Source organism: Pseudomonas sp. MDT2-39-1 (assembly GCF_054898085.1).
Window position 1 is genome coordinate 3096245 of sequence record NZ_CM142716.1, and the last position, 14890, is coordinate 3111134.

The 14890-nt window shown below is 59.7% G+C and carries 9 protein-coding genes; 7 read left to right on the forward strand and 2 right to left on the reverse strand.

Annotated features, from left to right (window positions below):
• Nucleotides 1-8: 8 nt before the first annotated feature.
• Nucleotides 9-500, reverse strand: a complete 492-nt coding sequence (purE, locus tag ACYZTM_RS14825) for a 5-(carboxyamino)imidazole ribonucleotide mutase (RefSeq protein ID WP_008150032.1) — start codon at nucleotides 498-500, stop codon at nucleotides 9-11.
• A 302-nt stretch (nucleotides 501-802) separates the two neighbouring features.
• Complete coding sequence (locus ACYZTM_RS14830; RefSeq protein ID WP_131058959.1) at nucleotides 803-1720, reverse strand: LysR substrate-binding domain-containing protein; 918 nt, start codon at nucleotides 1718-1720, stop codon at nucleotides 803-805.
• 180 nt (nucleotides 1721-1900) lie between these two features.
• On the opposite strand from ACYZTM_RS14830, the gene aspA reads away from it, so the two are divergent.
• The 7 genes from aspA (at nucleotide 1901) to ACYZTM_RS14865 (ending at nucleotide 14847) form a co-directional block, all read left to right on the forward strand.
• Nucleotides 1901-3325: an aspartate ammonia-lyase gene (gene aspA, locus ACYZTM_RS14835; RefSeq protein ID WP_131058960.1), complete on the forward strand. Its 1425-nt coding sequence runs from the start codon at nucleotides 1901-1903 to the stop codon at nucleotides 3323-3325.
• Nucleotides 3326-3792: 467 nt separating this feature from the next.
• Nucleotides 3793-5244: an alanine/glycine:cation symporter family protein gene (locus tag ACYZTM_RS14840; RefSeq protein ID WP_131058961.1), complete on the forward strand. Its 1452-nt coding sequence runs from the start codon at nucleotides 3793-3795 to the stop codon at nucleotides 5242-5244.
• Between the two features lie 99 nt (nucleotides 5245-5343).
• Entirely contained in the window at nucleotides 5344-6348 is a 1005-nt protein-coding gene (locus ACYZTM_RS14845) for an asparaginase (RefSeq protein WP_461989049.1), read from the forward strand.
• A 148-nt stretch (nucleotides 6349-6496) separates the two neighbouring features.
• The gene (locus tag ACYZTM_RS14850; RefSeq protein ID WP_461989050.1) at nucleotides 6497-7489 is read left to right on the forward strand and encodes an AraC family transcriptional regulator; all 993 of its coding nucleotides are present in this window, start codon (nucleotides 6497-6499) and stop codon (nucleotides 7487-7489) included.
• A gap of 277 nt (nucleotides 7490-7766) precedes the next feature.
• The gene (locus ACYZTM_RS14855) at nucleotides 7767-8798 is read left to right on the forward strand and encodes a histone deacetylase family protein (RefSeq protein WP_461989051.1); all 1032 of its coding nucleotides are present in this window, start codon (nucleotides 7767-7769) and stop codon (nucleotides 8796-8798) included.
• 12 nt (nucleotides 8799-8810) lie between these two features.
• The gene (locus ACYZTM_RS14860; RefSeq protein WP_131058965.1) at nucleotides 8811-9911 is read left to right on the forward strand and encodes a polyamine ABC transporter substrate-binding protein; all 1101 of its coding nucleotides are present in this window, start codon (nucleotides 8811-8813) and stop codon (nucleotides 9909-9911) included.
• Between the two features lie 361 nt (nucleotides 9912-10272).
• A complete protein-coding gene (locus ACYZTM_RS14865; RefSeq protein ID WP_461989052.1) occupies nucleotides 10273-14847 on the forward strand; it encodes a dermonecrotic toxin domain-containing protein in 4575 nt (1524 codons plus the stop codon).
• Nucleotides 14848-14890: the final 43 nt, after the last annotated feature.

Here is a 14890-nt window from a genome sequence, read left to right on the forward strand (position 1 = left end):
CAACAACCTCAGGCGATGCGTGGGTCTGGATTTTCCAGGACGCTGTCTGTCTGCTCAGCGCGGAATTTTTTCAGCACCGCGTGGAACTGCGGGTGCTTGGCGCCGAGGATGCTCGCCGAGAGCAGCGCTGCGTTGATCGCGCCGGCCTTGCCGATGGCCAGGGTGGCAACCGGGATGCCTGCTGGCATCTGCACGATTGAGAGCAGCGAATCGACGCCAGACAGCATCGACGACTGCACCGGAACGCCCAGCACCGGCAGGTGGGTCTTGGCCGCACACATGCCAGGCAGGTGGGCCGCGCCACCGGCACCGGCGATGATCACCTCGATGCCACGCGCCTCGGCCTCTTCGGCGTACTGGAACAGCAGGTCCGGGGTGCGGTGGGCAGAGACCACTTTCACCTCGTAAGGAATGCCGAGCTTTTCCAGCATATCGGCGGTGTGGCTAAGGGTGGACCAATCGGACTTGGAGCCCATGATCACGCCAACCAGTGCACTCATCGTCGTGCCTCTTCTCTCTGGGCGCCCGCAGGCGCGTCAAAAAACAACAAGCCACGCAAATGCGTGGCTTGATTGTACGAATTATGGCCAGTCGAACCGGCCGAAGGCCGCGCAGTATACCTCAATGAAGCAGATAAACAGCCCCCGAAACGACCATCTGTCATACGGCGCAAAGTCCCGGTTTTATTGACTCGCAGGTCAGGCAAAAACATCTTAAATCGACCTAACCTGTAGGAGCCAGGCTTGCCGGCGAAGGCGATCTTACGGACGCCTTCGCCGGCAAGCCTGGCTCCTACAAAACCTTATTGCCCGGTTGTGCCCTGGGCTGCGCCGCCTTCAAGCTTGCGCCACAACAACCGCACATTCGCCTTGCGCACCAACGCGCAGCGATACAGGCGAATCTCCAGCGGCACATGCCATTGCGGGCCGCCGCAGACCACCAGTTCACCGCGCGCCAGTTCGGCGCGAACGCTGAGTTGCGGCACCCAGGCAATTCCCAATCCCTCCAGCGCCATGCTTTTCAGGCTGTCGGCCATGGCGGTCTCATAGATGGTGGTGAATCGCAGCGCACGCTGGCGCAGCAACATGTTCACCGAACGTCCGAGAAACGCACCGGCGCTGTAGGCGAGCAGCGGCACACTGCCTTCGCCCTCCAGGTCGAACAACGGCTTGCCGTCGGCATCCGCCGCGCACACCGGCAGCATCTCGGTGTGGCCGAGGTGCAGCGACGGGAAGATTTCCGGGTCCATCTGCAATGCCGCGTCCGGGTCATAGAAGGCCAGCATCAAGTCGCAACCACCTTCACGCAGCGCATGCACCGCGTCGCCGACGTTAGTTGCCACCAACCGCGTGGCAATGTTCAGGCCTTCATTACGCAATTGCGCGATCCACCGTGGAAAGAAACCCAATGCCAACGAGTGAGCGGCAGCAACCTGCATCACCTCGCCCTGTCCGCCCTCCAGGTGATGAAGGTGGCGCAGCACTTCGCCGAGCTGTTCGACCACGGTTCGCGCGGTCACCAGGAACAGCTGCCCCGCCGCCGTCAACTCGATCGGCGTGCGCGAGCGATTGACCAGCTGCAGCCCCAGCGCCGCTTCCAGGCTGCGGATTCGGCGGCTGAACGCTGGCTGCGTTACGAACCGTCGTTCGGCAGCCTGGGAGAAGCTTCGGGTGGCGGCCAAGGCGCTAAAGTCCTCGAGCCATTTACTTTCCAGATTCATCACGTCCTCCCGGACACGCACCAATTTAGGTCACACGCTCGCCGCACACGCGGCGTCACATGGGCATTATGCCGAATGTGCATAGGCCAGTGTTTAACAGCATTGGCCGAAAATTCTGCACAAGCCTAGCATTTGCAGTGTTCCGGCACAGACCGGGTCCATATCGAGATGATTTCTATCATGTCCTCCGCTGCATCTTTCCGCATAGAAAAAGACCTGCTTGGCGTACTCGAAGTACCTGCGCAAGCGTATTACGGCATCCAGACCCTGCGAGCGGTGAACAACTTCCGTCTCTCCGGCGTTCCGATTTCGCATTACCCGAAGCTGGTTGTCGGTCTGGCGATGGTCAAGCAGGCCGCCGCTGACGCCAACCGCGAGCTGGGTCACCTGAGCGAAGCCAAGCACGCTGCCATCAGCGAAGCCTGTGCACGTTTGATCCGCGGCGATTTCCACGAAGAGTTCGTGGTGGACATGATTCAAGGCGGCGCTGGCACTTCGACCAACATGAATGCCAACGAAGTCATCGCCAACATCGCACTGGAGGCCATGGGTCATCAGAAAGGCGAATACCAATACCTGCACCCGAACAACGACGTGAACATGGCGCAGTCGACCAACGACGCCTACCCGACCGCGATCCGTCTGGGTCTGCTGCTGGGTCACGATGCGTTGCTGGCCAGTCTCGACAGCCTGATCCAGTCGTTCGCGGCCAAAGGTGTAGAGTTCAGCCACGTATTGAAGATGGGTCGTACCCAGCTGCAAGACGCCGTGCCGATGACCCTGGGTCAAGAATTCCGCGCCTTCGCCACCACGCTGGGCGAAGACCTGGCGCGTCTGAAGACACTGGCTCCTGAGCTGCTGACCGAAGTGAACCTGGGCGGCACCGCGATTGGCACCGGCATCAACGCCGACCCACGCTACCAACTCCTGGCCGTTCAGCGTCTGGCACTGATCAGCGGTCAACCGCTGGTTCCGGCGGCTGACCTGATCGAAGCCACCTCTGACATGGGCGCCTTCGTGCTGTTCTCCGGCATGCTCAAGCGCACCGCGGTCAAGCTGTCGAAGATCTGCAACGACCTGCGCCTGCTGTCCAGCGGCCCACGCACAGGCATCAACGAAATCAACCTGCCGGCGCGTCAGCCAGGCAGCTCGATCATGCCCGGCAAGGTCAACCCGGTTATCCCGGAAGCCGTGAACCAGGTAGCGTTCCAGATCATCGGCAACGACCTGGCCCTGACCATCGCGGCCGAAGGCGGCCAGTTGCAATTGAACGTGATGGAGCCGCTGATCGCGTTCAAGATCTTCGACTCGATCCGCTTGCTGCAACGCGCCATGGACATGCTGCGCGAGCACTGCATCGTCGGCATCACCGCCAACGAAGAGCGTTGCCGCGAACTGGTCGAACACTCGATTGGCCTGGTCACCGCGCTGAACCCGTACATCGGCTACGAAAACGCCACTCGCATCGCCCGTATCGCGCTGGAAAGCGGCCGCGGCGTGCTGGAACTGGTGCGTGAAGAAGGCTTGCTCGACGACGAAATGCTCGCCGACATTCTGCGCCCGGAAAACATGATTGCTCCGCGTCTGGTGCCTCTGAAGGCTTAACCGAACGCAACGCCGGCGCTTGCTCTTTTAACGAAGAGCACGAAGCGCCACGCTCACCAGGTCGAGGGACTAGACACCTCTCACCTTTTGAGGGCTTGGGGATTTATTCCCCAAGCCCTTTTTTTTAACTCATTGGCAGGAAAAAGACTTCTGTGGAAATGGGGCTCTCGCCCTCCCACACGAGCCTGACTTCAAAAAAGTCAGGTGTTTCAAAGGCTTCGTTTCGTCGCTTGCACCACAACCGTGCAGACGGATGGCACGCTCATAGGTATAGTGCCGCCCCTCTTCGCGTGAGCGGTCGTCGGTAACGAGGCCCAAACCCATGCGAAACCCGAACTAATAACAAACCTGCGATATGGGCCCGGGACGAACACTCGCCTCACTGTTGTGCCACGCGCACGTCGGTGTAACGCGATGTTTCTACCTGCCCAGCATTTGCCTACACAAAAAACAGCGAGGAATAATCCATGCTCGAAGTCATTAACGACTTCCTCTCAGGGAAAGTACTGATCGTGCTCATTGTCGGGCTCGGTAGCTACTTCACGATCCGCTCGCGTTTCGTACAATTGCGCCACTTCTTCCACATGTTCGCGGTGTTCCGCGACAGCCTGAAAAGCAGTGCCGGGCAACTCAGTTCGTTCCAGGCCTTGATGCTCAGCCTCGCCGGCCGTGTCGGCGCGGGTAACATCGCCGGTGTCGGCATCGCCGTGACCCTGGGTGGCCCAGGGGCGGTGTTCTGGATGTGGGTGACCGCGCTGGTCGGCATGTCCAGCAGCTTCTTCGAATGCTCCCTCGGCCAGCTCTACAAACGTACGGATGCCGACGGCACCTACCGTGGCGGCCCGTCCTACTACATCCAGCACGGTCTGCAGAAGCGCTGGTTGGGCATGATCATGGCATTCCTGCTGCTGATCACCTTCGGCTTCGCCTTTAACGGTCTGCAATCCCACGCCGTGACCCATTCGCTGAAAAACGCTTTCGACCTCGACCCTACTTACACCGGGCTGGCGTTGGCGGTGTTGCTGGGTCTGGTGTTCATCGGCGGGATCAAGCGGATCGCCAAGGTCGCTGACCTGTTAGTGCCGGTCAAAACCCTGGTGTACATCGGCGTGACCATCTACGTGATCGTGCTGCAATTCGACCACGTTCCGGGCATGTTGATGACCATCGTCAAAAGCGCCTTCGGTCTGGATCAAGCCTTTGGTGGCCTGATCGGCAGCGCTATTGTCATGGGCGTGAAGCGTGGCGTGTTCGCCAACGAAGCGGGCCTTGGCAGTGCGCCGAACGTAGCCGCCGTGGCTTCGGTCGAGCACCCGGTGGCACAAGGCGTGGTTCAGGCGTTCAGCGTGTTCCTCGACACCTTTGTGATCTGCACCTGCACCGCGTTGCTGATCCTGCTCTCGGGCTTCTACACACCAGGCTTCGAAGGCGACGGCATTGCCCTGACCCAAAACTCGCTGGCCGCCGTAGTCGGTGACTGGGGCCGCAGTTTCATCTCCGTGGCTCTGTCGTTGTTCGTGTTCACCTCGATCCTCTACAACTACTACCTGGGCGAGAGCAACCTGCGCTTCCTGATCGGTGAAAACCGCAAGGCGCTGATCGGCTACCGCGCACTGGTACTGGTGTTGATCTACTGGGGTGCGATCGAGAACCTGGGTACGGTGTTCGCCTTCGCTGACATCACCATGACCCTGCTGGCGTTCGTGAACCTGATCGCGCTGTTCCTGCTGTTCAAAGTCGGCATGCGCATCCTGCGTGACTACGATGACCAGCGCGCGGCCGGTATCAAGACGCCAGTGTTCGATTCGAGCAAATTCCCGGATCTGGACCTGGACTTGAAAGCCTGGCCCGCCAATCCGCCAGCCGTCGCCCCTAAGGCCGAAGCTGAACCGCAAGGCGTACCCGCAGCGCAACGCTGATCGGTAAAAAACCGGGCGCATCCCCTGCGCCCGACGTGACACACCGTGCGGTCAGCGTCATGCTCGACCGCATGCTGTCATCGTTCTCGGAGAACCCCCATGAATTCCTCGACCTATCCTGCCGCCCAGCACGTCATGGTGCTCTACACCGGCGGCACCATCGGTATGCAAGCCAGCGCCCACGGCCTGGCCCCGGCGTCCGGTTTCGAAGCGCGGATGCGCGAGTATTTGCACAGCCAACCTGATCTCATTGTGCCGCAGTGGCGCTTTCGCGAAATGTCGCCGCTGATCGACAGCGCCAACATGAGCCCGGCGTACTGGCAGCAACTGCGTGAGGCGGTGGTCGACGCCGTTGATGTCCAGGGCTGCGACAGCGTGCTGATCCTGCACGGCACAGACACCCTCGCCTACAGCGCGGCAGCCATGAGTTTTCAACTGCTCGGCCTGCACGCCCGCGTGGTGTTCACCGGGTCCATGCTGCCAGCCGGCGTGACCGACAGCGATGCCTGGGAAAACCTCAGCGGTGCGCTGGTTGCTCTGGGCCAAGGCCTGGCGCCGGGCGTGCACCTGTACTTTCACGGCGAACTACTGGACCCGACCCGTTGCGCGAAAGTTCGTAGCTTCGGTCGTCATCCGTTCAAGCGGCTGGAGCGTCAGGGCGGTGGTGCGAAAGCCACTTCGCTGCCAGCTCAATTGAATTACAACCAGAGTAAGCAACTGGCGAAAGTCGCGGTGTTGCCGTTGTTCCCCGGCATCGGCGCCGAGCAACTTGATGGCGTGCTGAACAGCGGCATTCAAGGCCTAGTCCTCGAGTGCTACGGCAGCGGCACCGGGCCGAGCGACAACCCTGAGTTTCTCGCCAGCCTGGAACGGGCACGGGACAAGGGTGTTGTGGTTGTGGCGGTTACGCAGTGCCATGAAGGTGGTGTGGAGCTGGATGTGTACGAGGCCGGCAGCCGGTTGCGTGGTGCTGGCGTGCTTTCGGGTGGCGGCATGACCCGTGAGGCGGCGTTCGGCAAGTTGCATGGGTTGTTGGGGGCTGGACTCGACACCACTGAAGTGCGGCGCCTGGTCGAGCTCGACCTCTGCGGCGAACTGGTCTGACACACTGCAGGACCTGTAGGAGCGAGGCTTGCCCGCGAAGGCGTTTTCGATAACGCCAAAAGCTTCGCGGGCAAGCCTCGCTCCTACATATGACTTGTAAGCGGCATACAACTTGCTCCGTTCCAGCATCCAACCGCTGGAACATCCCATGCTCCACTCCCACCTCACCACCCTCAACGCCGTCTCCCTGGTGCTCAACACCTTCAAGGCCGAAGGCTTGTCGAGCGAAGCGCTGCTGGCGGGAAGTGGCATCAGCGCGGCGGATCTGAGCCGGGCGGACACGCGCATCACCACCAACCAGGAGATGCAGGTCTGCGCCAACGCGGTCGCGCTCAAGCGTGATATCGGCCTGGAACTGGGGCGTCGGATGCACGTTTCGTCGTACGGAATGCTCGGTTATGCATTGCTCACCTGTGCCACCTTCGGTGACGCTTTGCGATTGGCGATGCGTTATCCGGCGCTGTTGGGAACACTTTTCGAGTTGAGTCTGGAAAATGACGGCGAGCGCATCTGGTTCGTGGCTGCCGATTACCGGGAGAACCCGGCGCTGGCGGTGTTCAACGCTGAGTTCTGTCTGGTGTCGTTGAAAGTCATTTGCGATGACCTGCTCGGGCACCCGCTGCCATTACTCGCAGCGCGTCTGGAACATGCGGCGCCGGACTACCAGGCGACCTACGCCGAACACTTCAACTGCCCATTGCACTTCGACGCGCGGGATAACGCCTTTGCCTTCGACAAGCGCTGGCTCGACCAACCCTTGCCGCTTGCCGATGTCATCACCCATCAGGCCATGGTCGAACGCTGCCGCAAGCAGAACACCGAATTTACCGGGTGTCAGGCGTGGTTGGGGCGGATTCGAGAGTTACTCCGTGCGCAACTGAATGCAGCGCCGGGGCTGGACGGTTTGGCGTTACAGATGAACTGCTCGGCGCGGACGTTGCGTCGCCATCTCAAGGACCTGGGGTGCAGCTATCAGGAATTGCTCGATGAACTGCGCTTCGAGCAGGCCAAGCTGATGCTTTGTGAGGATCATCTGCCGATTTACCGGATCGCCGAAGCGTTGGGCTTCAGCGAAACCGCGAGTTTCCGCCATGCGTTTGTGCGCTGGAGCGGTGTGACGCCCAGCCAGTTTCGGCCCTGACCCCCACCCTCTGTAGGAGCGAGCGGTGCAGCGACCCGACTTGCCCGCGAAGGCGTCTTCAAGTACGCCAAAAGCTTCGCGGGCAAGTCGGGTCGCCGCACCGCTCGCTCCTACAGGGGTGGGTGCCCAACACCTGGGCACACCCGCGCCAATAAAGGGCGAATTCCGGTCAAACCTTTTGGCCATATCGATCCCCTTTTGGCCTTTCCTGCCGTTCTCCCAAACGCCGCCTCCCGCAAGACTGTGTTCAACCGAATCAGCCTACGGAGAACAAGAAATGCTGACGATCTACTCGGACGATCACCACCTGCACCACGGCCGTTGTGAATTGATGGACGGGCAATTGATGCCCTGCTTCGAAATGCCCTCGCGAGCCGACCATGTGTTGCAACGTGTGCAAAAGCAGAATCTCGGCCCGGTCGAAGCGCCCCAGGATTTTGGCCTGGACCCGATCGCGCGCATCCACAGCCGCGACTACCTCGACTTCTTTAAAGGCGCCTGGGCACGCTGGACCGAATTCAATACCGACGGCGACTTGCTGCCCTACACCTGGCCGGCCCGCACCCTGCGCCGGATCATCCCCACCAGCCTGCACGGCCAGCTCGGCTATTACAGCTTCGACGGCGGCGCACCGATCACCGCCGGCACCTGGCAAGCGGCGTACAGCGCAGCGCAAGTGGCCCTCACCGCGCAAGCCGCCATCCAGCGCGGCGCCCGCAGTGCCTTCGCCTTGTGCCGTCCACCGGGACACCACGCCGCCAGCGATTTGATGGGAGGCTATTGCTACCTCAATAATGCCGCCATTGCCGCTCAGGCGTTCCTTGATCAGGGCCACAAAAAGGTCGCGATCCTCGACGTCGATTACCACCACGGTAACGGCACTCAGTCGATTTTCTATGAACGCAGCGACGTGCTGTTCACCTCGATCCACGGCCATCCGGAAGCCGAGTTCCCGTTCTTCCTCGGTTATGAAGACGAGTTCGGCGAAGGGGCCGGCGAAGGCTTCAACTTCAACTACCCTTTGCCGGCCGGCAGCGGCTGGGACAGTTGGAGTGCCGCGCTGGAGCAAGCCTGCAAAGAGATCGAACAGTACGGCGCCGACCTCATCGTCGTCTCCCTGGGCGTGGATACGTTCAAGGACGATCCCATCTCCCAGTTCAAGCTCGACAGCCCGGATTACCTGGCCATGGGCGAGCGCATTGCGAAGCTCGGCAAACCGACGCTGTTCGTGATGGAAGGCGGTTACGCGGTAGAAGAAATCGGCATCAATGCCGTGAACGTTCTCGAAGGTTTTGAAAGCGCCCAATGAGGAATTAAAACAATGAACAGACTCAAGCGTTTTATCGCACCGGCGCTATGCGCCACGGTGCTCGGTGGCGCCGCCCACGCTGAAGAGCGAACGTTGCGCGTCTACAACTGGTTCGATTACATCACACCCAAAGCGCTGGAAGACTTCAAGGCACAGAACACCCAGACCAAACTGGTCTACGACATCTTCGACACCAACGAAGCACTGGAGGCCAAGCTGCTGACCGGCAACTCTGGCTACGACGTGGTGGTGCCCTCCAACGTGTTCCTCGCCAAACAGATCGAGGCTGGCGTGTTCCAGCCGCTGGACCGCAGCAAACTGCCGAACTGGAATCACCTTGATCCGAAGCTGATGAAGCTGCTCGAAGGCAACGATCCGGGCAACAAATTCGCCGTGCCGTACATGTACGGAACCATCCTGATCGGCTTCAACCCGGACAAGGTCAAAGCCGCGCTGGGCGACAACGCGCCGGTGGACAGTTGGGATTTGATCTTCAAGGAAGAGAACATCAGCAAGCTCAAGCAGTGCGGCGTCGCCCTGCTCGATTCGCCGTCGGAGATCCTGCCGCTGGCCTTGCAATACCTCGGTCTGGACCCCAACAGCAAGAAGCCTGCGGATTACGAAAAAGCTGAAGCGCTGCTGATGAAAATCCGTCCGCACATCACCTACTTTCACTCCTCCAAATACATGGCCGACATTGCCAACGGCGATATCTGCGTCGCGGTCGGTTATTCCGGCAGCTTCTCCCAGGCCGCCAACCGCGCCAAGGAAGCCAAGAACGGTGTGATCGTCGACATGCGCCTGCCGAAAGAAGGCGCGCCGATCTGGTTCGACATGCTCGCAATTCCGAAAGGCGCGAAGAACACGGAAGACGCCTACACCTTCATCAACTACCTGTTGCAACCGCAAGTGATTGCGCCGGTCAGCGACTTCGTCGGCTACCCGAACCCGAATAAGGACGCCACGGAATTGGTCGACCCGGCGATCCGCAACAACCCGAACCTGTACCCGACCGAAACGGCCATGGGCACGCTATACACCCTGCAACCGTTGCCACGCGATGCCGAACGCGCGCGGACCCGGGCCTGGACCAAGATCAAGTCCGGGATCTGAAAACCACGCCTGAGAACCGAAGACCCGCCGTGACGCGTAATGCTGTTCACTTAAGCGCGGGCACTCATTTGTGGCGAGGGGATTTATCCCCGTTCGGCTGCGAAGCAGTCGTAAATCCAGACAACTCGGTCTGTCTGAACGGGCGCAGGGGACCGCTTCGCAGCCCAACGGGGATAAATCCCCTCGCCACAGGTTCTCGCTCGACTGATGATTGTCTTAAGTGAACAGCATTACGCCGTGACGCGGGTCTTTTTTTGCCTGCGATATTTATGTACCGCCATTCACTTCGGGCCGCCCGATACCTTGCCCTGATCCAGCGCTGCGCACTCAACAGCGGCGCGCGCTCAATCAGGAGACGACCATGCCCGAAACCGTTGCCCCGAGTGCAGAAGAGGTACTGACCCAACTGGTCACCGGCCCCTCGATCAGAGAGGTCGCCGCGAGCGCGTTGAGTCCTGCGCTCAATGCGCTTTATCCGCAGTTGAAGATTGATCCGACGCTCGCCACGGTCGTCACCCCGACCTGGGTCGATACCGGCACCGATGTCGTGTCCGGCCACAACTTGTATGAATCGCTCACCGATGTGCTGGTGCGACTTGGTTGGTCGGGAACAACGGTGACGCTCATCGATGGCGAACATTTCCTGACCCTGCAACCGGGCGCTGAACCGCTGGCTCAACTGCCGGTGAAAATCGACGCCATCGGATGCCTGCTCAACACGCTCGCACCGCAGCTGTTCATCGCCTATCAGCAACAGCAGCTTGATTACTGGAATCAGGAGACAAGCCCTTCGACCCCGCGCTGGCATTCGCTTTCGCAATCGCTGCAGGACATCTGGAACCTGGATGGGGTCACTGACTGGGATGCGGATCACAAAGCGATGGCCCGAGCAGTATTCAACCATCCGGATCGCGCAACACGGCGGTCACAGGACAAGTACCTGACCAAGGCCTGCCTGATCGACACCGACCGGGTTGAAAACGCGGTGAGCGAACATCTGCGTGTCCTGGATATCGCCGTGTTCGTGGGCACGTTGGGCACGCGAACCCTGGTGCTGACGCACTCGATTGCCGAAGGGTTCAGGTGTTACGACTCTGTTGAGGCACTGGGTAAAACATTGTTCGCCCAGCCTGGAACGTCAAGCATTGAGCTGACACTGCAATGGCGTCTGTATGAACCCGATGGCAATTTCTTTCACCACCAGGCCTGCGCGCTGATCGCACTCGAAGCTGAAGCCATCGGTCAATTCAATACGTTTCAGCGTGCTTCTTTTACGAGTCTTTCACCACAAATCAGTGCCGCGGCAAAAAGCTTCACTGAGTTTGAAGCCCTGCCGTCGTCGCGCTTCAGCAAGGTTCAAGGGTTACTGACAGGCTGGTTGAAAAACGCTTCGTCAGCGGACCTCACTCGGTACAGCCGACATTTGATGGACCTGGCGCAGCTGCGGGAACAGGACGCTGGAAAAACCTTCGACGAAGGCATCTCGTCACTGCCGCAATTTGCGCTGCAAACCCTGCGAGAGCAGATGATCAAGGATCATCCAGCGGCAGCGGACCTGGACCTGAAAGACATTGAAATCAACATCACCAGCGTCGTAGTGCTGGGCGCCGTCGTGGTACCCGGCAAGACGCAAACCACCACGCTGTCGCTGGTCGAACTGGCGCTGCAAAACCTGATTGCCGTTCCGCTGGGCAACAAGACGGTGCGCTACAAAAACGGCAACGCGGCGCCTGCGTGGATGACCCCGGCCTATCTGGAAAAGCTCGTCACGCAGGTCGATATCGGTGCGGTTTACCCGGCACTGATCAAGCGCAAGCTGCTTGAAGACCCACCAGAAACGTTGCGACGCCAGGCTCTCTACACTCGCCATCTGCGCATCCAGCTGCCCTTGCAGGCGTTGCAGCACAAGATGCGCAGTGAGGCCGGGATTGATGAACGCGGGTATCAATACGTCAATGCGGCCATGCAGGAAAACGCTGCCGATCGCTGGGTGAACGGACAGGAGATTGTCATTCGACCGTTGGCCTTTATTACCGGTGATTCCGCCGACAGCAAAGGCGATGAAGTCGCCAACATGTTCGTCATCGGTCCTCGGCTCACCGACAAAGGACCGTGTCTGCTCTACCGGCCATTGCTCTCCCCCTCGCTGACGCAGCACCCAAGCGAGGCCAATCTGCTGTATGCGATCAAGCACGAAAAACCCCTTCGCCAATCGATCCTGGCCTGGCTGTCCGACGATGTGCGCTTCAACTACTCCCAGTATGTGTTTTCGGGTGAGTTACCTTCGGTCTGGACGCTGACCCAATTGCTGGTAGATCCCACTTCAGCCCTGGGCAAGATGGGCGCGGTTTCGCTCAGTGCGGCAGCCCTCGATGACGCGCCGCTGGCGACCCTGTTCAAAGCCAACGCCAACGCGATGATTACTCTGGCTGACCGTCAATCGGTGTCCAATGCGCAAGCTCGCTGGGCGACGCTCAAGCAAGGCACATGGATGCTGTTCAATGTCGCGTTGCCCTTCCTCGGTCGCACTGCCGGTGTTGCCGCGTGGATCTGGCAGATCATGGACGACTTGCAGGACATTACCGACGCCGCTGAGAACGACGACAGTCAACTCGCCTGGTCCGCCGTGACGGATCTCCTGTTGACGCTTGGCATGGTGCTGGCCCATCGGGCTGCCACTCGCCATAAACCCGTTTCGCGGTTACCCGAGAAGGTCGAGCCGACACCCGTGACACACGAAAGCAAGCCCGCCCGCAAAATCGCGATCACCCATCTGCCCGAACTCAATCAGCTTCCACCCTCCCATGAGTCATCTCTGCACGCCATCGCAACGCTGCCTACTTCATCCTTGGGCGTCTTGCTGGATGAACTGGCCATCTCCGAGCCCAAAGGAATGGCAGCCGCCTCCAGCGAGCCCGGTCCTTATCAACACCTCAGTTCGCTCAACGGGAAAAGGTACGCGAAGGTCGGTCAGCGATGGTTCGAAGTCACCCTCAACGACAACAACGATGTGCAGATCATTGACTCACGCCAGTCTCCTATGCGCACCGGTCCGTTGCTGATCAAGAACACCAGAGGCGAATGGTTCATCGATACACGGCTGCGGCTGAAGGCCGGGGGCAAGGAGAAGCAACGGCTGGAACAACAAAACCAGCAACGCCAGGCTGAACTGAAACAGCAAATGATTGCGTTCGAAAGCCAAACCAAAAGCCGCGAGACCGAACTCAAGGAAGCTCAAAAAAACGCGCAGGCGCCTACAGCCACCGACACCCATCGCCGCTTGTACCTTGAAATGCTCGACGCGCAGATGTCGTTCATCAGCGCCAACATGGAACAGATGAAAGCCTTCAATGCTCGCGAGGCCATTCCCAATTACCGAAAAGCGATGATCAGTCGCCTGGATTTCCAGCTTTCGCTGCTGCAAAAATGGTTCGATCACCAGCGTCCGCGTTTCGGCAGTCAAATGCTTCTTTCCCTCGACCTACTCGACAAACAGCCAACGGAAGACATACAGACCGCCCGGCAAACCCATCAACTCATGAGCGATCTGACCGCAAGCTACATCAACAAAATCGAGTTCGCGCATTCGCGCTTCGAGCAACTGAACCTGCTTGGCAAAGAAGCCGTCGAAGTGATCCGCGACGTCAAAGCCAACTTGCCGACATTCAATTTACAAGACCTCAAACTGTTCCAGATCACACTGGGGCAAGAGTTGTGCCTCGACGACAGTGTTACGACCGCGCCTGAAGCGCGCCAGGCACTGGAGAACGTTGTCGAAAACGCAGCCCTCGCCATTCAGGCATCACTGGACCTGGCCGCTGACGAAGAGGTGCGGCGCCTACCGGAGCGGATCGATGGGCTGAGCGATCTGGTGGAGCAGCTCTCGATCACCGACCAGCGCATCGTCGATCTGCCCACCGAGTTTCCCGGTCAGCTCCTGCAACCATCGCTCGACTTGATGCGCCGACGTATCGACGGTTTTCAACAGCGCACCGTGAAGCATCTGGCGATGCTGCTGCGGGAACGCCAGGCACTCGAGCCGCAACCGGGCCCTTCCCGCCTGCCGACCGCTCCCGCCAAGCGAATCATCAAGACCCGCTACAAAGGTACGGTGGTCGGCCAGATAAGCGCCGATTCCGTGGCGCATGGGTCAGAACTGATTGACGTGACCTCGGCGTTGACCGGCAAAGTCATCTCGACCTTTCATGAGAAGACTCCGGGTGTCTGGGTTGAAAGAGTGGCGCCGAAACCGGTTTCCCCCGTCGTCCAACCCGACTTGAGTGCAAGCAATGTGCTTGGCCAGGCCTTGCTGGACGGGTTGGATGGGTTCATTCGTCGAACAGAGGCCCACTCAAAAGGGACGCGGCGAATACCCGTGGAAATAGAGGAAATTTTTCATCAGCAGGCCCATCGATTGCAGGAAGCCGCCAGCGCAATCGAAGAAGCGCTGACTGCCACTAATTCCACTGAAGGCGGTCCGGGTTCCGCCGTCACACTGGTCAAGCAGTTGAATGATGGGGCAACCAGACTCTACAACCAGGGACGCGTGACGCGCATCAGCATGACCAAACTGCAGCCGCCGACGGCGGAGCGCGTCCGGTGGCTGCAAACCGAAGGTCAGGTCGACATCGTCAAGAACCCCGGCCGACGCTTGCTCAAAAGCCGTAAAAGAGACTACCTCGAGGAGTATGAGATCCGTGATCGCAGCACCAAAGAAGCTCTGTGGTATGCCCACTTCCACTATTCAGAGCCCGCGTCGCCTGCACAAACCTTCACGGCGGCGCACCTGAAAACCGTGCAGCAACGGCTGCTAGGGGGCGCATCCGAGTCCCGCAACGCGAACGACGATCTCCGGGCGATTTCGATCTACCGCAGCGAGATCAGCCCGCAACTGGCGACCACACTGTTCTTCACAAAAGAGCCGTCTTCGGCCTGAGGATCGTAAGGCGTACGTTGTGCTGAACCCGAGACCCGCATTA

Coding starts and splice junctions, on each gene's coding strand:
- ACYZTM_RS14850 (WP_461989050.1), top strand. CDS start 6,497: ATGCTCCACTCCCACCTCACCACCCTCAACGCCGTCTCCCTGGTGCTC.
- ACYZTM_RS14860 (WP_131058965.1), top strand. CDS start 8,811: ATGAACAGACTCAAGCGTTTTATCGCACCGGCGCTATGCGCCACGGTG.
- ACYZTM_RS14845 (WP_461989049.1), top strand. CDS start 5,344: ATGAATTCCTCGACCTATCCTGCCGCCCAGCACGTCATGGTGCTCTAC.
- ACYZTM_RS14855 (WP_461989051.1), top strand. CDS start 7,767: ATGCTGACGATCTACTCGGACGATCACCACCTGCACCACGGCCGTTGT.
- aspA (WP_131058960.1), top strand. CDS start 1,901: ATGTCCTCCGCTGCATCTTTCCGCATAGAAAAAGACCTGCTTGGCGTA.
- ACYZTM_RS14840 (WP_131058961.1), top strand. CDS start 3,793: ATGCTCGAAGTCATTAACGACTTCCTCTCAGGGAAAGTACTGATCGTG.
- purE (WP_008150032.1), bottom strand. CDS start 500: ATGAGTGCACTGGTTGGCGTGATCATGGGCTCCAAGTCCGATTGGTCC.
- ACYZTM_RS14865 (WP_461989052.1), top strand. CDS start 10,273: ATGCCCGAAACCGTTGCCCCGAGTGCAGAAGAGGTACTGACCCAACTG.
- ACYZTM_RS14830 (WP_131058959.1), bottom strand. CDS start 1,720: ATGAATCTGGAAAGTAAATGGCTCGAGGACTTTAGCGCCTTGGCCGCC.